A 21,903-nucleotide genomic window follows, 5' to 3' on the forward strand; every position below is an offset into this window, starting at 1 on the left:
TTTATTCCTTTGGATATGATGCTTTTAAGCATTTTAAATGATTTTCAAATAATGCTTTAGTTTTTGGTAAGTCTTTAATACATTGATGAGTTAATGCATCTTTTAATTCGTTTTGTAATAACTCAAAACTAGATTGAATTTTAATTAAGTTATCTTGATATTCTTTAGAGCTATTAGCATAACATTCTAAATCTTCTATATTGCATTCTAAGTCAGCATTAATATAATTAAAAAACTCTAAATTAGCTTCCATAAGACATTTATCTTGAGCTTCATTTGAAAAATATTTATAGTTTAAAACTTCAATATCACAAATAAAAGCAGAAGTATAATGTCAAGCTTCAATTAATTCATTAGTTGATCATTCTCTAAGGTATCGAAAGTGATTATGATCTCAAAACTCATACCAAGTTAAATGTTCTCGTTCAATAAAATAAGGTTCAACACTTCTTTTATTTTTAAATAATTCTAAACAATTACAGTTCATTAGTATCGTCCTTTGCTAGTTTTTGATATAAATTGTTTCAAACTTCAATGTGTTGTTCTACTCTTTTAGAATAAGTTTTAAAAAACTTATTACTTTTACTATAAGTAGTAGTATCAAATTGAGATTCAATATTTTTTAATTTGTTCAAGAATGTTAAAACTTCTTTTATTTCATCCAAATCATAGTCATCAAGTTTTTTATATGTATTTGAATAATTTTCATACAAATAATCTAAATGGTTTTCTAAAACTTCAATTAAGATGAAGTTTATATTTACTTGAATTTCATCTTTATATTTGGAATCAAAATTATCAAAATTAGGTATTTTGAATTCATTTTTGATTTTTCCTGATTCTTTGAAGTCTATTATTGCTTGGTAAATATCATTGTATTTCTGATTTCTTGATTTTATTAAATTGTTTCAATCAAACATAAATTCATTATATAAATCTTTAAGATAAATATTGTGGTTATATCTTTTTTCTTTTATAGTTAAAGAGTCAATATAATTAATATATTCTCCAGGTATTTCAACTTCAAAAGTAGTTTTTAAATACTCATTCTTTAATTTTTTAATTATTTTGCTCATTTTTCTCCTTAGGTTGTTTAACATTTAATTCATTTTCCATTTTTGGAGTTGTTTTATTTAAATTGTTTTTATTAGTTTTCTTATAAGGTTTAGAAGTTTGTTTTATTTCTAAATTTGATTGATTTAATTTAGTTTCATTTAATTTAATTGATGCTGATTTTGTAGCATTATCTTTTGATTTCTTAGAATCATTAGAAATAATGCTTTTAATACTTTTTAGTTCATTAATTAATTCATCATTTTGTTTAGCTATTTTGTTTTGAGCTTTAGCTAAAGGTGATTTATTAAAGTTCTTTTTGGTTTGAAGTTTCTTATCTACAAAACTAATTGAGTTATATAAAGCTTTTTGGAATTTATTATTAAATTCTAAAGCTGCTTCATTTGTAGTATTAGTTTTAGTATTAGATTTATTTTCTTTAGTTGATGAAGCTTCTGGTTTTAATGGAATTTCAGTAGCTGTAAGTCCATATTTTGCAATTTTATCTTTAATTTCTGTCATTCTTTTTTGACCTATTCCATTAATTGAACCTAAAGCTTTATCATCTAATTTAGCTACTTCATTTAAGTTTTTAAAGCCAGCATTTTTTAAAGCATTAGTTGTTGCTGTAGATAATTTAGCACCTTTAAATGTTTTGGTTTTTGGTAATTTTGGTGGTTCATTAGTTTGATTATTATTTAAATTCTCTAAATTAGAAATAGATTGTTTTTCTTGCATTCTAGGAGCTGAAGTAGAACTTTCTGCTATTTTGTTTTGAGCTTTTCCTAGAACTTTTGAAGTTATACCTGTTGCAGGTTTTGCTATAAATTTACCTACAGCTTTAGTTTTTGCTAATATTTTATTTCCATAATTTTGTGGAGTATGTGCTATTTCGCCACCAAAAGCCATAATAATCATCCCAGGTAGTTTATAAGCTAAACCAACTAAAAGATTAATAGTAATAATTCTTCATACAATAGAAACTAAATTCTTTGAAAGTCCAATGATCTTTGCTAATTCATCAATATTTAATCAATGAATTGATAAATAGCTCATAATGATAAATAATTGTAATGCTAAGGTATTAATCAGCAATGATAACACAGCATTTTTAATGCTGTTTAACCATTTTTTATGATTTTCATTAAACTCTAATAACATACTTGTATTTAACATTGGAGATAAAACTATGTTATAAACTAAGCTTAATATTGTTTTACCTACTGAAGCTGTTAATGAAATAATTAAAAACACAATAGGGAAAGTAGTTAATAATGAAAGAATCATAGTTTCAATTCCCCAACCATTATGGGTATTTCATCAATGATTGTAATCAGGTCAAAATTCACCACTTCTTGCTAATGCTTCTCATTCGTGAGGTTTTCAAGCACCACTTGTATGTAATAAATTTCAAGAATCTATTACTAGATCACCATTTGAACCTGTAGTGAATTGGTTTTGAATAAATAAAAGTAAAATTCTTAGTCCTAATTGAGAAAAATAAACTAAAAATGGCATTATGATTGTAAATAAAATGTATTTAGGTAAGTTATTTACAAAATTCTTTAAAGCTTTAGATGTTGGATCTTTTAAGTTCTTTCTATAAGCTTGAATTCCAATGAAAATAATGATAAATACACTAGGTATTAATAATGCTAAGAAAATTGGATTAACTGAAAAATTACTAAAACTTGGATTAATTGTTCCAAAAAAGAAAAAGTTAAATAAGTTATAAACAATAAAATTAAAGAATGCAAATACTATACTTAGTATTAAAAAAGGTAATTTTAAAAATAAGAAAAAACCTATTGAATTAACACCATAAATTAAACCATTTACAAGACTTTGTACCATATTTTATATTGTTGCTAGAACTTCAATACTGTAGAAACTATTAATGCAAAAGTGGTAATTAGAACAATACATACTAAAATACCTACTAAATTTCACTTTAATGATTTTTTAATTTCTTCTGCATTACCATCTTTTCTCTTAGTTCATAAAACAACAATTTTTCCTATTAAAAAAACTAATGCTAATGAAAGAAGAATTAAACCAATTGTTGAAATTGGAGACACTATTGAACTAACTATTGACTTAGCAGCATTAGTTAAAGTATCACCTAGTTGTCCTGAGATATTACCAGCATTACCATCAGCAAATTGATTAGTTAGTGATGTAATCATTTTTTTATTCCTTTCTAAATATTTTTTTTAGCAATATTATTGTTCTAAAAAAGTTATTTGTTTTATTGTTTTTAAAGTTATGAAAACAATGATTTACTCCTTTGTTATATGTGGAATTGTTTTCATACATTAATATTATATGCATAATTTTAAAAAATGGAAATGGTTTCACAAAAAATAGCGTTATAATATTGATGTTAAAAAATACTTTTAATAAAAAAGGAAAAGAGCTTGTTCTTTGAAAATGCTACTATTTTTAATTGTTTTTCAGGTCATAAAGCACGATACAAAGTAAATGCAGGTAAAAACATTTAAAAATGGTTAAAATATTTGATTTTTATTAAGTTTTGTAGGATAACTTTGCAAATATTTTAAATAGTCCCAAATTTTAGCCCTTAATAAAGTAATACAAAGTATTACTTTGAATGGGAATAAAATGAGCTATGTAGTAGCATTTTATGATAACGTGTTTTAGGAAATGTTCTAAGTTTTATATAGCTTAGTTTTCTTTTGTTATATAGAGAATTAACATTCTTTTCTAATTGTTAATGGAATAAAAAAAAGTGTCTTAATAAGACACCATATATGAGATAGGGAAGATTATGCTATATCAAGCTGATATTATTGTTTATTATTTTGATGAGTTAGAAGAAAGGTTTAGAACTATAACCAGGTTAATAGAACATCCTGAATGAAAGGTCTTTAGAAGAGTAAAAAGAAAGTTCATAACTGAAAAAGGAGTGAAATATTTTAATCTTACTAGATATAAAGTTTATGATAAAGAGTTAGGTAAATATAGAACTTTTACTTATTATCATCACGAATATTTAAAAGAACTAAAAACTTCTAAATTCTCTTTAGAATTAAAAGATATAGCTATTAAGAACTATCTTTCAGGGAATAAGATTACTAATTTAACTTCTAAAAATTACCCTTCTAAGCAATTGATATATGCTTGAGTTAATAATGAAACTAAGTCAAATCCTGAAATTCAATTTAATAATGATAAACAATGAAACTTTATTAACAATCTTTGTGATTATTCTAATAATGTTTTATCTAAGCATAAGTATCTTTATGTTGAAATTGATGATGCTTTCTTTGAAACACAATTAAATCGTGCTAGTGTTTCTAAACGTAATAGGATGCTTAGATTTTACTTAGAAAAAGATCCAAGTACTAAGCGAGTAAAATATAAAAATGAGTTATTTTTCTTAGAAGATTCTAATACACCTAGCAAAGTTTCAATTAATTTTTTAGTTAATAAAATCAACCATATAAAAGATACACTTTATAACAAAGGTTTAAAAGTTGTAGTAAAAGGTGATGGAGCTAAATGGATTCAAAAATTAGCTAATTCAAAAGGTTATATTCCTGTTTTAGACAAGTTTCATTTTATGAAGCTTGCTTTTGAAACTTTTGGAGCAACAAAGAAAAAGAATAAAGAAAATAGCATTTTCTATGAAAAAGAGTATTTTTATAATCAAACTAATCTTTATCAAAATATTAAACAATCTATCAATAATAACAATATTAATGGCTTCAAACAAGTTTTAGATTTTATTAAAAATGATGTGATTAAGAAACTTGAAACTAAATTAACAAATAAAGTTAAGAAGTTTTTAAATTATGTTAAGAACAACTGAAATGGTATTTTTAATCTTGTTGTAGCTGAAGTAGATGTTAAATCTTCATCTGAAAGTTTTGTTAATAATTCGCTGAAAAGTTTAATTCATAAACGAAGTTCTAGATATAACATAGTCTCTATTGTTAAAAAGATTATGTTGTTAGGACCTAAAGATGTAGGTAAATATATATGTTGATAAGTTATATTACTATAAAGTAATTTAGCGTTAATCAACATTTATTTAAATAATGATTATCATTATAAGGTTTTACGCACTTTTTGATATAGTGTGTTATTTTTCTTTATCAATTATGAATTTTTGCTTTAAAATTACTTATTTTTAAGTATAATTTATGTATATGTTTCCATATTTATATGATAAAAACAAAATATAAAAATCGCTTCATTTTAAGCGATGATTAATTATAATAAAAATAGGAAGTAATTGCTATTTAAAGCAATCTCAAGTGACTCCAATTTTACTCACTCGAAAAAAGATAGAGATCAATATGATCATCATGCAAGAGATGCCGCTACAATTTCATTAATATCAAACAACACTAAATCATTATATAACACATTAAACATTGATAATGATGTAAATTACTTTATAACACCATCAAATGAAGTGGTTTGAGAAAGAACTTTAACAGGAGAAATTGTTACACAACCTTCTTTAAAAGAATTGCAACAATTTATTAAAGTTAATGAAATTGCAGATGTTATTAGTCAAAAAATTGGTAATAAATGATATGAATTAAAAAACGAAGTTAAATTTTCAAGAAAACCAAAACTCAAAAACAACACTGCATTATTTAATGACACATTATACTCTTATAAATTTGATGATAACAACAAAGATCAAATTGTTAAAATAGAAAAATTATCATTATATGATGAACAAAAAATAGCTAAATACTTTAAAAATGATATTGATGATAATGATTGTGAAAATTTACTTTTATATAATTCACATAGATTTAATTACAATAAGTTAAAAAGTATTTATAATGATGAACAATTTAAAGGTAAGAATCCATTTGTGATTTATATGAATCATTTAAAAACACTTACTAATTTACCAAAAGAAGTAAATTCTGAATTTATCGATAAAATGATTAATAATAAAAAATTTATCCTTTTTAATGATACATTTGATAAATATGAAATTATAAAGTACCTAAAATATAAATCTGATTCTAAAGATATAAATAATGTTAAGTTTAGAACCGTAAATAATAGCAATATAGGATTTTATGAATCATTTAATTCTCTAGGAGCCATAGTGTTAAGTAATGGCATCAACTTTAAGAAAATACCTATTAACTTTGAAATTATTAAATTCGGTTCAATAGATACAAATAAATTAACATTACAAGACATTGATCATAAATTGTTAGAAAAGTATATGAGCAAAAACAATATAGACAAAACTTATAAAACAGTTTGTATAGCTAAATCAGGTGATTTACTTGTATCTATCAATAAACTAAATGAAGTTGAATTTTTATACATTAGTTCATTCACAAGTTCAAATCAAAACATAGAATTAAAATTAATAAATCAAAAAACAGAAAAAAGAATAAGAAAATCTGTTGATCAGCTATTTAAAGGTACCAATTATATCCCTGTAGAAAAAACTATCTTAGGAAATTCGCTAAATGAAGTAAAAAATATTTGAGGAATAAAAAATAAATAGTATAATATATAAGTACAAAACTTATTGCTTACTCAAGTATTGTACGTCCTAAAATAAGACGCCATCATTATGGCTGTCGTATATGCCTGCATTTTGCAGGTTTTTTTATGCCTAAAAAAATAGTCGAAATATCAGATAGTACTTATGTCTCATTATTTTTGAATTCCTTAGTAGTTATTAAAGAAGGAAATAAAATCACAATTCCAATTAATGATATTGAGTGTCTTTTATTTACTAATTATCAAACAACATTATCAATTCCTTTGATCAATAAACTAGCTAATAATAATACAAATATTATTATTTGTAACTCTAAATATGAACCAAATGCCATTATTAGTAAAATAAATGGATATTATGATAATAAAGTTTTTATTAATCAAATTAATTGAGGCAATGAATTTAAAGGGACAATGTGAAAAGAAATCATTAAGTTAAAAATCATTAACTCAACTAAATTATTACATCATTTAAAACTTATTAATGATAAAGATATCGATAAACTAACTTCTTATTGATCAAGCGTGAAAGATTATGACATCACTAATAGAGAAGGTCATGCAGCAAAATTATATTTTAAAAATTTGTTTGGTGATAAGTTTAAAAGAGATGATGAAAAAGAGTTGAAAAACAAATTTCTAAATTATGGTTATATAGTGCTTATGAGTTTTGTAGCTAGAAGCATTATCAAAAAGGGTTTAGATAATAGAATTGGATTATTTCATAAAAGTTATAGCAATAATTTTGCTTTAGCGTGTGACTTAATGGAACCATTTAGATGTATTGTTGATCAACTTGTTTATCAACAATTTTATTTAAATGAATTTTGTGATTTTGCAGAATATAAGCAAGAAGTTTATTTAATGTTTTTGAAAAATATCATCGTCAATCAGAAACAAATTAAATTAGTTGATTATATTGAAACTATAATTCAAAAATTAATCAATAATGAATCTATAAAAGATTTATACATTGAGTTTAACTAAAACTAGATATATGAGAATTATAGTAATGTATGATATATCTACTGATGATGACAATGTCAAAAACTACACTAAATTCAGAAACAATTTATTATCTTTAGGATATTGTATGATGCAATATTCCATATATGTTAAATGCATTGGTAGTTCAAGTATGTTTGTAAACGAAAAGAATAAGTTAAAACGAATTATTCCAAATATATCCAATATTAGAGTTTTATTAATAACAGAAAAACAATATCAAGAAATAGAATTTTTAAGTGGTGAAAAATCAATGAATGAATATTATAATGGAGAGGAGAAATACATTAAACTATAATGATTAACATCAAAACTAATTCAATAAATTTTAATAATCAATTTCAAGATATTATATGTATTGATACAAGTGATTGTAATTTATTTTTAAAACAAATTTATAACTATGAATTTTATACTCAAGAACCAAGCATTGAGATCAATAACCAAAATTATTCAATCAATGAATTATTTATAATAAATGATTTAACTATGGTGAACACTTTATATTCGTTTAATTCTAAAAATATATTAATGAGCTTAATTAATTCAAACAATAGCTGAGAACAAAGTAAAATATTAAATTTAAATACTTTAGAGCAAATTAAAAATGATATTAATCAAACTATTGGTAAAGAATTACTATCAATTAATTCTAATCTTTCAAAAATGATGAAAGTTATATTCGAGCTTGAAGAACACCAATTTATCAATAAAGATATTTTAATCAAATGGTTAACTTTAAACAAAAATAAAAATAAACAAACCATTATATTTAACAACTATTCCAATATCAAAATTAGTGATTTAGTCCCTTTTATTCATAGCTATAACTTTATTATTTTAACTAATGATTTTAGAATGCATTGTAGCAATTTTGATGAACTAGAACTTGTATCATTTGTAAATAAAAACAATATAGTAACAATTCAATCTAAAGATTCTATTATTAATTGGATGGAAAACTATTTTAAAGAGAAAATAAACGATTCAGATTTTGAAAAATATTTCAAAATTGATGATGTAGATTCAAAAATAATGACTTTTTTACTTAAAAAAGAAATTTTTTCTTAAAAATGACGTTTTAGGATAGTACAATATTTGAGTAAGCAATAACTTTTAAAGAAGTTAATAAAACATTTAGGTTGTTTTAGGATAGTACAATATTTGAGTAAGCAATAACAAAAATCTTTTAAGGTTCCCCACGAATTGTGTTTTAGGATAGTACAATATTTGAGTAAGCAATAACACATTGCAGTACTTTCGTCAAAAGTACGGTGTTTTAGGATAGTACAATATTTGAGTAAGCAATAACCACTATCAAGTGAAAACATACCGTTTAAGAGTTTTAGGATAGTACAATATTTGAGTAAGCAATAACAAACAAATAAAAGGTATAAAAGTGATTTGGGTTTTAGGATAGTACAATATTTGAGTAAGCAATAACATGGTTCATTACCTAATAATGCGGACATATGTTTTAGGATAGTACAATATTTGAGTAAGCAATAACAGAATTTTGCAGATGTTGAGAAGTGGTACCGTTTTAGGATAGTACAATATTTGAGTAAGCAATAACATAAAAAAGTATTATGAGACTTATTTGGTGGTTTTAGGATAGTACAATATTTGAGTAAGCAATAACAACGTTAATAATTAAATCGGGTGTATATTCGTTTTAGGATAGTACAATATTTGAGTAAGCAATAACAGCGAAAAGGAAGCGGACGAACTTAATAAAGTTTTAGGATAGTACAATATTTGAGTAAGCAATAACGTAAATTTTTCAATAAGCAAGGTTATAAATGTTTTAGGATAGTACAATATTTGAGTAAGCAATAACCTTTTAATCATTCTTCAAATTTGGGTTTAGGTTTTAGGATAGTACAATATTTGAGTAAGCAATAACATTGCATCGGATAATAACAGCTGAAGTGTGATTTTAGGATAGTACAATATTTGAGTAAGCAATAACAGAAACTTTTAAAATAATAATTTTCCCTAGGTTTTAGGATAGTACAATATTTGAGTAAGCAATAATCTGATCGTAATGGTAATATTAACAGCAATTGTTTTAGGATAGTACAATATTTGAGTAAGCAATAATATTATTAATTAACTCAATAGGTTTTGAATTGTTTTAGGATAGTGCAATATTTGAGTAAGCAATAATCAGGACTTAAAAAGACTGTTTTACCACCAAGTTTTAGGATAGTACAATATTTGAGTAAGCAATAATATTTTAGTGTAGTTGAAAATGGTTCCGAGAGTTTTAGGATAGTACAATATTTGAGTAAGCAATAATATTATTAATTAACTCAATAGGTTTTGAATTGTTTTAGGATAGTGCAATATTTGAGTAAGCAATAATCAGGACTTAAAAAGACTGTTTTACCACCAAGTTTTAGGATAGTACAATATTTGAGTAAGCAATAATATTTTAGTGTAGTTGAAAATGGTTCCGAGAGTTTTAGGATAGTACAATATTTGAGTAAGCAATAATATATTCTTTCAGGTTATATTCAAGCAATTAGTTTTAGGATAGTACAATATTTGAGTAAGCAATATACTATAAGAATAAATTTGTTTCTATTTATTTTAGATAATTAAAAACTCAAAAACTAATTTATTTTAGTTTTTGAGTTTTTAATTTAGCGTTTTTCTAATATAATCGAACTTAAAATTTTAAGACTACCATATTTTGGCAATGATCTAATATCCCTGAGTTTCCAAGTTTTAACAAAAAACGATAAAAAGAGCATTTTATTGCTCTTTTTTTAACTTTTTCAAAAATTTACATTGTAATTTAAGGTTTTTGAGTTTCTAATATCTTTTTGATAATAGCAAAATCATTTAAATATTGCATATTATCTTTATTTTCTATTAATTTTTCAGTGATAATTTTTGAATTTATCACTTCAACATATTTATTAGCACTTAAAATTGCTTTTATTAATCTTGTGTTAGTAAATCTTTCGTTTTTAACACCTAATACAGGTTCTAAGTTTTTATTTACTAAAGTTAGTAAATATCTCATAAGAACCAATGATATAAAGCATAAAAGAAAATATCCTTCAATGTGTTTGTCACTTCGCACATACACAGGTCTGATTCTTAAAGCGTTTTTTAATGTTCTAAAGTTTTCTTCAACTTGTCATTGTTTTGCATATAAATCAACAACATCTTGAACTGTAAGATCGTGTCTTGATGTTTCGTAAGCGTATAAACCATCAAACTTTTTATCTCTCTCGATTTTTTCATAATCTAACTTGTATGAAGTTGTTTTACCATTTTCAATTTCTTTAAAGAATTTGTATTTTTTACCAGCAAGCAAATCAGCTTGAGCAACAATACCATTTTTAGCTTTTTTATTGAAATTATCAATAAGAATTTGTCTATCTTGTTTATCTTTTTTAGCACGTTTTTCACTATAAGTTATTATTCTACGTCTAGTTCTTCCGTTTGGACGTTTTTTCTGTCATAGCGATTCATAAGTTTCTTCTTTAAATTTAAAATTATCTAAATCAACATATCCTTCAGGATCTTGAGCGAATAATTTAGTTCTTTTAGTAGCGATTTTTAATCTGTAAGAGATTATAAAATCTATATTATTTTGTTCTAGAAATCTAATGTTTTTATTAGTACTCATTCCTCTATCAGCAATTATTGTAACCATTCTAACATTGTAAATTTTCTTGATTTCATTGATAAATGGAATGAAAGTATTTGGATCAGCTGTATTACCTTTAAATAATTTGTAATGGATTGGAATACCATTTTCATCAGTGATTAAACCTACTACAATTTGATCTTCTTTGAATTTTCCATCTTTTGAATATCCTGGATGTTTAAGTCCTAAACTTGTAAAAGTCTCAAAATATACAGTTGATGAATCAAATCACATTACATCAACAGATCTTAGGTTTTTAGAAATTAACGAATTATTGATGTTTTTTAAAATAGTTGTTTTATTATCTGAAAGATAATCTAAAGAGTTGTAAAATGTAGTCTTTTTTGAATCAAATTCAATTTCATAATCAGGAATACTTTCAAAAGTTTTAATAAGACTTTGTTGTTTTAGGATACGTGTTGAAATTATAAATTTCAATATTTTTATTAATTCTTTTGATCTTGTTTCTTTTGTCTTCTCAAAAATATCCAAGTCATCAATTGTGTTAAATAAAACTTGATGACCATAATTAACAACTTTTGATTCAACAACTGAATTTTTAAGAACTTTATTTACTTCTTGCAAAATTTTGTCTTTAGGTCATTCAGGATCTCAACTAACACAAGCTTCTTTTAAGAGATTAATTGGGTCTTTTGTAGATTTTTCTAATTTTTCTAAATTCCCCAAACCAATACTTCTCTTATAACCTCTAGCATGACCATTTGAGATAGCTGCTGTGATGTAGTATGTGTCTTTTCTTTTACTTCTAACAATAATTCACTTTTCTTTTTTCATACTCCTAATTATACCATAATTACAATGTAATTATGTGGAAAAAATAATTTTTTTACTATACGTAGTATAGTAAGTGTGGAAAAGTGCTAAAAAATTGGTCAAAACTTGGAAACACAGGATAATACCATTTCAACTTATATTTACATTTGTATTAATTTTATCAACTAGTTTATTAATAGAATTAATTTTTAACATTTGAATTATTTGATGGAAGTTATATAAAATAAAGTTGTTTAAAGAAACATTTTTTAAATATCATTCAAATCATATTAAGATATTTTGAATTTTACTTTATTTTAATATCAAGATTATATTTAAATAAAAAAGTATTAATTAAGGTTTATTTTTTAAACTTAGGGAAATTTAGTTTTCAATTTGTATTAAATACTCTTGTAGAAACTTGAATAAAGTTATTTGAATCAAGATTTTGTAATATTTCTACTATAAATTTATATGACTCAATATTATATGCAAGAAAATCAGGTAGATTATCATATTTTTGTTGTTTATTTAATATAAAAGCACAATGAACTCATTTATTAAATACTGTTTGAGTATGTTTAATTAAACCATTTAAAGTTTTATCAAAATCTATTTTGAACTTATGTAATACATACTTATTTATATGATCATTATCTAGAACAACATTTTTATAAAAACTTTTTCCTGGTACTTTTTGTGTGATAATACTAAAAATAGAATATTCACCTATAAAACCTTTAATTATATTTTTAACTAATTCCATATTTAAAACTTCGTTCATATTAAACTCATCTAAATAAATGATTCCTAAACTTCTAAATCAATTAAGTAATTTAACTATTGAATTTAATTGTTTAGAACTACTATCTAATGCGTTATTATCAGCTACATAAGTTATATTATCATTTGAATAAGAAAATGTAATATTGTTTTTGCAACTTTCTATTAAAAATGTTAAGTAATCGATAAATATAATGTTAATGATATATTGACTTAGGTTTCTTAAATTAGAATAAATTACATTAAATTGAAAGTTATTGTTAATGATTAACTCTTCATTTTGTTTTAAAATTTCATTAATAAATGTTTCACCTTTAAATTTAACAGAATACTCACACATATTATTTATCTCATCATTCATCAATCTTTTATCTCTTATTAAGTCATTAGTTTCAATATTAGTTTTTTTGATTAATTTAGATAATTTATATAAGTTTTTGTTATTAAATTTAAAGATATCTTGAATAACATCCACTAATGCAAAATCCTTTCTTTTAAATTGAATAGTTGCAAAGAAAATATCACCAACAAGCTCAAAATTAATGTTTTTAGTTGTTTTTAATAAATCTTTTTCATCTAATTTAATTAAGAATTCAAAGATTGAATTAGTTTTAACATCATCATCTGCTTTGTGTTTATTAACTCACATTCTTTGCTCACTATCAAACTCTAAATCAATGATTTCTTTTAAGTTATATGCATTTTTAACTTTTAAATTAGAATAACCAATATTTAAAAAAGTGTTTAAGTTGCTTTTTGAATATTTAGAAACCTTGTTCTCATAACAAAACTCGTGAAAGTATGTTTTATAAACATTAGAGTAATCTTTATATAAATCATTTTTTCTCTGAAAAGATAATCTTGTTTCTAATGTACTATAATCCTTTTCATAACTTCATTCACTTTGACTAAAAGCTTGATACAAAAAGCAAGATTCCTTATAATCCTTATAGAACTCTTTTATAGTTTTACCAAATTTATTAAAGATATAATCTTTGTATTTAGCCAACTCATCAAGAGTTTTAATATTGTTTTCAACCATTGAAGTAAAAACGTTAGATAAATAAATTCCTTTATTATAAGTGGTTTTTAAATTAATTTCAGGAGTGAAAATATTATTAGAGACAATATTGTTAATTAATGTTTTATCAATATATTTAATATTAACTTCGTTAATGATATTGTTTTCTACATTTTTAAGATATTCATTAATTTCATCTAATTTATCAATATCTTCTTCGATTGTAGTAAAACCAAAATCAAATATATCTTGGTATTTTTCTTTTTGGTAAAGGAATTTTAAAATTAACACTCTTCTGTTTCCATCAACTACAATATCATTACCATTTTCATCTTGATAAACATAAATGTTTTCATTTGGATATCATTTATCTTTTAAAGATAAAAATAACTTATAAAACGCATTAACATCATAGTTGATAAGTTCTCAAATGATATCATCATCTATTTTATCTTTTAAAATGGTATTTTTAAACTTGTCATACTTTTGATTTTTATCTAAAAATTCTTTTAAAAAGTCTTTAGTAAAGTAGTTTTGCTCTGCTGTTCTAAAGTCAATTAATGATAATTTAAGATTTTTTAATTGTTCCAATGTCATAATTACTCCCCTAATTATTAAAATAAATGTATAAGGTTATTTAATATAATTTAATTTATTAAATTATATTAAATTTTAGAACAATATAAATAAATATACAAAAAATCACCTTAAGGTTAAAAGGTGATTTTTTAATATTTTAAAAGAAATAGATGTTATCGATTTTAATATTAAAAACTTATATATGAGTTTTAAAAATATTTTTTATTTCTATTATTCTGTTCCTTCATCGCTAATCCCAATATAATCTTTTAAAAAGATATCTCAAAGAATTTTAGGTACTGAATAAGTGTTATAGTCGTTTTCATATTGTTTTATGGTTGTTATAAAAGCACATAATCAGTCAAATTTTTCTTTGTACTTTTTAACGTTATTAAAACTCCCTTTTTGAAATTCTTTAATTAAGATTTCTTCATTAAAATCTTTATATTTTTCTTTGAATAGAATTTCAATCATTTTATCTAACTTATCACGTGTAATATCTACTTTTTCAATACTATCATCATTATAAATTTCAAATTCCTTAATTAATTCTTGTCTTTCTACATTAGTTGTTTTATCACTTCATCATCTAAAATCAAAATCACTATAATGATCTGGTATTTCATTATAATCATATGAAGAAAGTTTTTCAAATTTTGATATATAGTATTTTCTATCTTCATCATCACTTACTTTTAATAATAAGTTTTTTAAGATATATAAATAATCATTAAGCACATCGTCTAATTTTTCAAAGTTTTTAATAAAATTTCTCATAAAAGAATTTGTGATTTGTTTGGGATTTGGATTTTGTTTGTAATATCCATTTTTTATTCAATAATTTTTAATATTTATTAAACTTTTTGCTACAGCTCATTCTTCTCATTGTAATCCAAAATTAAAAAGTAAATTTTCCTTAAAAATTACATCCTTTTTATCTTTGTTATTAAGGTATTTTTTAGCTGCATATAAAAATATATGTTTATATTCTTCATTATTATGTTCAATGATTTTTGTATCGTAATTGCTGTCATTATACTTAGGTCAATCAAATGGTCCAATTTTATCTAAATTCATTAATACACCATTATTAAACAATTCATTAATAATGTTTCTTAACTCATCATCTACTAATTTTAAATAATCTTCTGCTTTTATTTCTAAATCAACATTTAGACTAACATTTAAATCATTAAATTCTTTTTCTTTTTCTAGTAATCAGGCTATGTTTTTATTAATTTCATTTAACCTTTTTACATAATCATTACTATGAGTTTTTTCAATATGATTGTTTTCATCAGGATGATTGTCAAATCCAAACTCTGTATCAACAAATAAACGATTATCTAGAACTAATCATCATCAATTACTATGATCACCTTTTTCATAATAATCTTTAATATCACTAAAATTGAAATTTCTTGCATTGCCGTCTAATTTCTTTGTCATCTTAATAAATTGTAATTTTGGATTAAGACCATTTAATTCTTTAGAATTATCATTATTGATAACATATCAAGCTTTTTGCATTATTTTTTTAATAGCCTCATCCTTAATTTTAGAAACCAATGAAAAGTTTATATTATTGAATCAACGATTTGATAATGCAAAATACATAACATCATTACTTTGTCAATCTAAAACCTTAGGAATTGAATTTGAAAATTCAGCAAATTCTTCAAATAATTCTTTACCATTAAATTTACTATAAAAGTTTAAGAAGTATCAAACTTTATAAACGCTTAACATTTTTTCATATTTTTCTTCTTGAGAAAAAGCGTTTCAAAGATCATTAAATCTTCAAGCTGACATATTTCCATCATAACTAAACTCTAAATATTTATCAAAAGCTTCTAAGGTATTTATTAATTCTTGTAATGTGGTTTCTGCTGTTGGTACTTTATATTCATTAATCTTTATTCGCACAGGGTTTAAAAGTGTGTTTTCATCAATAGTTTTAATTTTATTAGGTTCTTTTAAAGAAATTTTTTCTTCTTTATTTCTTACATCAAAAATAAATTGTCCATAATATTCTAAATAACCTTTTAAATTTATTAAAAAATCTGGAATTCTATAATTGGCTCTATTTTTTAAGTCTTTATAATTTGAAAAACGATTTACATATGCTGTTATTGGATTATTACCCATATGTAAAGGTTTTGTCTCATATGTATTTAAATAATCACAACTTCTATCGTATCAAATGTTATTTATTTCACCTGATTTTGCAGCTTGAATAAAATCTATTTTTTGAATATTTTCTGCTTCTAAAGGTAAAGGGATTTTGACTTTAATATCATCTTTTTCAACTTCTAAAGTAATATTTTTGTTTCTTAAACCATTAGGAGTATATAAATCACTTACTATTCTAACTTTTAATTTATTATTTAAATCATCAACATTTGATAAATCTAATTTTTTATCTGTTGGGAAAGAAAAATCAATCATCTCATTAGGAATAATTAATAAATCTTCTAAAGGGTTAAAAGTATTATTTCCTTTTCTAACTTCTTCAGCTAATTTGTTTGATAATCTAATTGAATTATCTTTTAATACTTCATTAATAAAATAATTTTTTAATTCTTCTTGTTTATCTAAAACAATTGACAAACTAGTATTAGATGTATTATTATTTAAATTTTCAATAGGTTTAGTTTTAAGCTCATTATCTTTCTTATTACTACATCCAATAGCAACCCCAGTTGTTGTAATAACAATTGGAGCTACTATTGCTATTGGAAAGATTATTTTTCATTTCTTTTTCATTATATTTATCTCCTTAATAAAAAAATGTTAGTTCATTAATCTAAAAACATATTTTTAGGTTAATGAACTAATTGTTTAAATTGTTTGTTTTTTAAATAAAAAACCATAAAGTAGTTATGGTTAATCAATATTAGTTATTGCATACATCTATTTTACCACAATATGAAAACGTTTCCATATTATTATTAATTGATTTTTGGTAAAGGAAAGAAATAAATTAGTATTTAAAATAACGCACCCAAAGTGATATATTTTTGGATACATTATTTAATTAATAAAAAGTAATTAAACAGCTTTAAAAGTTGGTTTAAACTCAAAACAAAACAAAAAAAATCACTCTTTAATTTAAGAGTGATTTTACTTTAGTTTTATTAATTAGATTAAATGAATTAACAACTTTAAATAGTTCTTTTGAACTATTTATAAAGTTAGTTATGTTTAATTTTGATAACATATATAAAATTCATTTATAAACTTTGATATTTTCTTCCATAAACTCAATTAAGTCATTATATTTATCTTGATTAGCTATTAAAAAAGCACAATGAACTCATTTGTTTAAAACATTAGTTGTAGCAAAAATTAATTTAGGTAATAATAACATTAAATCTAAATTGAATTTTTCCTTAACATAGTTATTAAAATCTGGATTATCAACAACAACCATATCAAAGAAATTTTGAGTAATAGTGAATTGAGTCAATATGGTATATTCTTTATTATATTTTCCTAAGAAGCTTTGAGTAATAGCAGAAACAAGGTTCTTATTAAAAACATCATCTAACATATTGTTTTGTATAACTTTTTTATTTAATTTATAAATATAATTTAAGATTTTTATTCTAGATTCTAAATGTTCTTCATTAATCTGGTTTTTTACTAAAATTATTTTCTTATTCATAACTTTAATAGGTTTATCATTTCTTAAAGTGATTAAGAATTTTAAATAATCTAAGTAAATAACATTGATAATATATTGAATAATAGATCTTAAGTTAGAATATAAAACATTAAACAAGAAATTATTATTTATTAATAAATCATCATTTTGTTCAAGAAGAAAATGTAAAAACTTTTCTTCTTGAAATTTATTTTGAAATTTATTAATATCTTCTATTTCATCATTGATTCTTATTTTAGTTCAAATAAGATCTTCAATTTCAACTTGTTGTTCATCAACCATATTATGTAATTTCTTTAAGTTATCAGAGTTAAATTTAAAAATATCTTGAATGACATCAGCTAATTTAAATTCTTTTTTAGGTAAGTGAACATATCTAAAAAATAAATTAGATAATTCATCAGGATTTATCTTTTTACTAGTAGTTAATAAATTTTCTTTATCTAATTCTAAAATAAATTTAAATAAAGAATACATAGTCTTTTGTTTGTCATCTTCTAATATGTTAAGTCATTGTCTTAAGTCATCATTAAATTGGAATTTGATTAAATCATCGAATTTATAATCGTTTTTTGTTAAACTTAATCCTGCATAACCATATTTAAAATATCAATTAACGTTATTTAGTGTGAATTTAGACACTTTATTTGAAAAGCAAAAGCTATAAAAACGGTTCTTGTATGAGTTGTATTCTTGGTATGGGTCTTTAGAAAGAACAAAAAGCATATTTTCGTCATCATATCAACCATAACCATTATCTTCATCTTCGATTCAATCAGTTTTTAAGAAAGTTTGATATAAAAAACAAGCATCTTGATAGTCTTTGAAGAATTCTTTTGCATCTTTTTTAAATGGGTTAAAGATTTTTGCTTCATATTCTTTGTATTGTTCAAGTGTTTTAATACCTTTTTCAATAAAAGTTGAAAAAATATTAAATAAATAAATTCCTTTGTTGTAAGAAAGTTTAAGTTTTTCACGGTCTGGGAACATATTTTCTAGAAGAATACTTTGGATATCTTGTTCATTTACATATTCAAACTTTACTTGTTCTATTAATTTTGAGTCATTAGAAAATTTTTTAAGTTTTTCAATGATTTCAAACCATAAGTTATTATTTTTTCAATCATAAACTCAATCATAGTCATTCATAAATTTTAACTTTTTGAGTTTATATAACAACATTAAAATCAATGCTCTTTTATTACCATCAACAATGATTTCATTACCTTGTTTATCTTTATAAACTTTAATGGTTTCTCTAGGGTCTCACTTTGATGAAATAGAATCAAAAAGTTTGTTAAATAAAACAGTATCTGTATATGCAATTACTCCAATAATATTGTTAATTCTATTGCTATTTTCTTCGTTATTTGGATCTAAATAACGCTCATTTACCTTTAAAAACTCTTTAGTATAGTCTAAATCGATAATGTTTCTTGCTGCTACTCTAAAATCTGTTAAAGAGAATTTAAGGTTGTTTAATTGTTCTAAGGTCATCATCACTCCTAATTATTAATATGAATATATTATTAATATGAATATATAAGGTTATTTAATATAATTTAATATATTAAATTATATTAAATTCTTTAATAATGTCAATCATTAAAGTGAAATCTATTTATTTTATTAAGATAATAAAACCACTTAGTAGTTAATCTAAGTGGTTGATGATTTAATTAAATAGATTTTTCCAGCAGATTTAAACAATTCTTTAGATGTGTTAGAAAAGTTTTTAACATTAATTGTTTTTAACATATTAAGTATATTTTTATAGGTGAATATATTAAGTTTTAAAAAAGCTACTAGATCTGCATAACTATCATAATTAGTGATTAAGAACGAACAATGAACCCACTTATTTAGTACTTGTTTAGTATCATTGATTAAAGATGGTATTAAGGTATTAAAATCTAAATTAAACTTGTCTTTAACATATTGAACAAAATCATTATTATTTTCCACTACTTCTTCATAGAATTTAGTAGTTATAGTCATTTGTGTTGCGGGTGTGAAGTTTTTATCATAGCTTCCAAAGAAACTTCTAGTAATATTAGAAATAATTTTATCATTGTAAAAACCACTTAAATTATAAGGCTCATCTAATTTCAAACCTGTTAATTGTAAGTTAAAATTACAAATTCTTAATTTAGAAGCTAAATGGGTATATTCAAAAAGAAGAGTTGGGTCAGCTATCTCAAATTTTTTATTTCCTTTTATATTAACTAAATTAATATCATTTTCAATTTCCTTAGTAAGAAATGTTAAATAATCAAGGTAAATAATATTAATAATATATTGGATAATAGCTCTTAAATTAGAATAAAAGACATTAAATTGAAAGTTATTATTAGATAATAACTCTTCATTTTGTTTTAACAAGTAATTAATAAACGAATCACTTTTTAAATGACTAGAGAATTTATTAATGCGAGAAACACCATCATTAATTCTTTGTTTAAGATAGATTAGATCGTGAATTTTGGTTTGATTTAAATCAACTAAATCTTCTAATTTACTTAAATTTTTTGCATCCAATTTAAATATTTCTTGGATAATGTCTTTAATTTCGAACTGTTTTCTTTTTAAATTAACGTGTCTATAAAAATATTCTGTTAATGTTGTAGGTTCAATGGTTCTGGTTGTTTTTAATAACTCGTCTCTATCTAATTCGTGAATGAAATTAAAAATAGATTCTGTTTTTTTGTAGTCATCTTTTTGACAAATGTTAATTCATTTTCTTGACTCAGTATCAAATTCAAACTTAATTACTTGATCAAATTTATAAGTGTTAGGAAAAAAGTTCTCTCTATAACCATATTTTAAATATCACATTATATTATTCATTGCATATTTAGAAACCTTATTTTCATAACAAAAATTGTAAAATAACTTTTTAAATACTTCATAATCATTATAAAAATCTTTAAAAAAGACTCAATCAAATGATAAAGGTTCAATATAGCAAAATTTATCATCTGGACAAGTAAGAGTAGATTGAAATACTTGATATAAGAAGCAAGCTTCTTTATAATCTTTGAAAAAGTCCTTTGCATCTTTATTAAATGGGTTAAAAATAAATGCTTGGTTTGCTTTGTATTGTTCAAGGGTTTTAATATCATTTTCAATAAAGGTTGAAAAGATATTAAATAAGTAAATACCTTTATTGTAGTTAGTTTTTAATTGTTCTTTTAAAGGGAATAGGTTATTTAAAATAGTTGAATGAATTTCATCTTTTTTAAGATATTCAATTTCAACTTGATTAAGCAAATCATTAGTAAGATTAAACTTATTAATCTTATCTTTAATATCAAATAAAACACCAAGATCTTTATCTTCTACCCTAAAATTGTAATTATAGTAAGAATAATCAGCTCAATCAACTAGATCTTTGGTTTTATATAAAAGCATTAAGATTAATGCTCTAACATTACCATCAACAATTAAATCATTACCATTATCATCTTGATAAACTTTAATGGTTTCTTTAACGTCTCATTTAGTCAAAATAGAATTTAAAAGTTTATCAAAAAGATAAAAATCTTTATAGATCATTTGACCTATATTAAAGTTTAATTTTCTAGTGTATTCATTTGCTGATTTATATAATTCATTTTCTTGTAAAAACTCATTTGTTAAATTGAAGTTAAACAAGTTTTTGTTTGCGATTTTAAAGTTAATAAGTGAAAGTTTAAGGTTATTTAATTGTTCTAAGGTCATTGTATTTACTCCTTAATTATGATGTGAATTTGTTAATGTTTTGTTGTTTAATTTAGTTAATTAAATTATATAAAAATCTAAGTTTTAGATCATTAGAAACATCAAAATCTTGATCTATTAGAT

General features: G+C 22.8%; 14 protein-coding genes and 1 CRISPR repeat array. Of the genes, 5 read left to right on the forward strand and 9 right to left on the reverse strand.

What is annotated here, in order from left to right:
- Position 1 precedes the first annotated feature (1 nt).
- From GE118_RS00280 to GE118_RS00295, 4 genes are read right to left on the reverse strand one after another with little or no spacing between them, the layout of a single operon-like run.
- The gene (locus GE118_RS00280; protein WP_158763474.1) at positions 2-487 is read right to left on the reverse strand and encodes a hypothetical protein; all 486 of its coding nucleotides are present in this window, start codon (positions 485-487) and stop codon (positions 2-4) included.
- Entirely contained in the window at positions 477-1,076 is a 600-nt protein-coding gene (locus GE118_RS00285) for a hypothetical protein (protein WP_158763475.1), read from the reverse strand. The genes GE118_RS00280 and GE118_RS00285 overlap by 11 nt, the downstream gene beginning before the upstream one ends.
- Positions 1,060-2,907, reverse strand: a complete 1,848-nt coding sequence (locus GE118_RS00290; protein ID WP_158763476.1) for an Mbov_0396 family ICE element transmembrane protein — start codon at positions 2,905-2,907, stop codon at positions 1,060-1,062. The genes GE118_RS00285 and GE118_RS00290 overlap by 17 nt, the downstream gene beginning before the upstream one ends.
- A 14-nt stretch (positions 2,908-2,921) precedes the next feature.
- Positions 2,922-3,239: a hypothetical protein gene (locus GE118_RS00295; RefSeq protein ID WP_158763477.1), complete on the reverse strand. Its 318-nt coding sequence runs from the start codon at positions 3,237-3,239 to the stop codon at positions 2,922-2,924.
- 602 nt (positions 3,240-3,841) lie between these two features.
- Here GE118_RS00295 and GE118_RS00300 point away from each other — a divergent pair.
- From GE118_RS00300 to GE118_RS00320, 5 genes are all read left to right on the forward strand, one after another.
- Positions 3,842-5,065, forward strand: a complete 1,224-nt coding sequence (locus GE118_RS00300) for an Mbov_0401 family ICE element transposase-like protein (RefSeq protein ID WP_158763478.1) — start codon at positions 3,842-3,844, stop codon at positions 5,063-5,065.
- A 246-nt stretch (positions 5,066-5,311) separates the two neighbouring features.
- Complete coding sequence (locus tag GE118_RS00305) at positions 5,312-6,565, forward strand: hypothetical protein (RefSeq protein ID WP_158763479.1); 1,254 nt, start codon at positions 5,312-5,314, stop codon at positions 6,563-6,565.
- A gap of 107 nt (positions 6,566-6,672) precedes the next feature.
- Complete coding sequence (gene cas1, locus GE118_RS00310) at positions 6,673-7,551, forward strand: type II CRISPR-associated endonuclease Cas1 (protein ID WP_158763480.1); 879 nt, start codon at positions 6,673-6,675, stop codon at positions 7,549-7,551.
- A gap of 10 nt (positions 7,552-7,561) precedes the next feature.
- The gene (cas2, locus tag GE118_RS00315; protein ID WP_233262752.1) at positions 7,562-7,867 is read left to right on the forward strand and encodes a CRISPR-associated endonuclease Cas2; all 306 of its coding nucleotides are present in this window, start codon (positions 7,562-7,564) and stop codon (positions 7,865-7,867) included.
- A complete protein-coding gene (locus tag GE118_RS00320; RefSeq protein ID WP_158763481.1) occupies positions 7,867-8,640 on the forward strand; it encodes a hypothetical protein in 774 nt (257 codons plus the stop codon). The genes cas2 and GE118_RS00320 overlap by 1 nt, the downstream gene beginning before the upstream one ends.
- A gap of 7 nt (positions 8,641-8,647) precedes the next feature.
- Positions 8,648-10,134: direct repeats of the CRISPR family, unit length 35 nt; unit sequence GTTTTAGGATAGTACAATATTTGAGTAAGCAATAA.
- A 238-nt stretch (positions 10,135-10,372) separates the two neighbouring features.
- On the opposite strand, the gene GE118_RS00325 is transcribed toward GE118_RS00320, so the two are convergent.
- The 5 genes from GE118_RS00325 to GE118_RS00345 all read right to left on the reverse strand — a co-directional run bounded on the left by GE118_RS00325 (position 10,373) and on the right by GE118_RS00345 (position 21,780).
- Complete coding sequence (locus tag GE118_RS00325; RefSeq protein ID WP_158763482.1) at positions 10,373-12,031, reverse strand: IS1634 family transposase; 1,659 nt, start codon at positions 12,029-12,031, stop codon at positions 10,373-10,375.
- A gap of 340 nt (positions 12,032-12,371) precedes the next feature.
- Positions 12,372-14,411 carry a hypothetical protein gene (locus tag GE118_RS00330; protein WP_158763483.1) on the reverse strand — a complete coding sequence of 680 codons (2,040 nt, stop codon included), beginning with the start codon at positions 14,409-14,411 and terminating at the stop codon, positions 12,372-12,374.
- A gap of 213 nt (positions 14,412-14,624) precedes the next feature.
- A complete protein-coding gene (locus tag GE118_RS00335; RefSeq protein ID WP_158763484.1) occupies positions 14,625-17,159 on the reverse strand; it encodes a hypothetical protein in 2,535 nt (844 codons plus the stop codon).
- Positions 17,160-17,499: 340 nt separating this feature from the next.
- The gene (locus GE118_RS00340) at positions 17,500-19,557 is read right to left on the reverse strand and encodes a hypothetical protein (RefSeq protein WP_158763485.1); all 2,058 of its coding nucleotides are present in this window, start codon (positions 19,555-19,557) and stop codon (positions 17,500-17,502) included.
- Between the two features lie 162 nt (positions 19,558-19,719).
- Positions 19,720-21,780: a hypothetical protein gene (locus GE118_RS00345; RefSeq protein WP_158763486.1), complete on the reverse strand. Its 2,061-nt coding sequence runs from the start codon at positions 21,778-21,780 to the stop codon at positions 19,720-19,722.
- Between the last annotated feature and the right edge of the window lie 123 nt (positions 21,781-21,903).

Source organism: Mycoplasma sp. NEAQ87857 (assembly GCF_009792315.1).
Classification (GTDB): domain Bacteria; phylum Bacillota_I; class Bacilli_A; order Mycoplasmatales; family Metamycoplasmataceae; genus Mycoplasmopsis.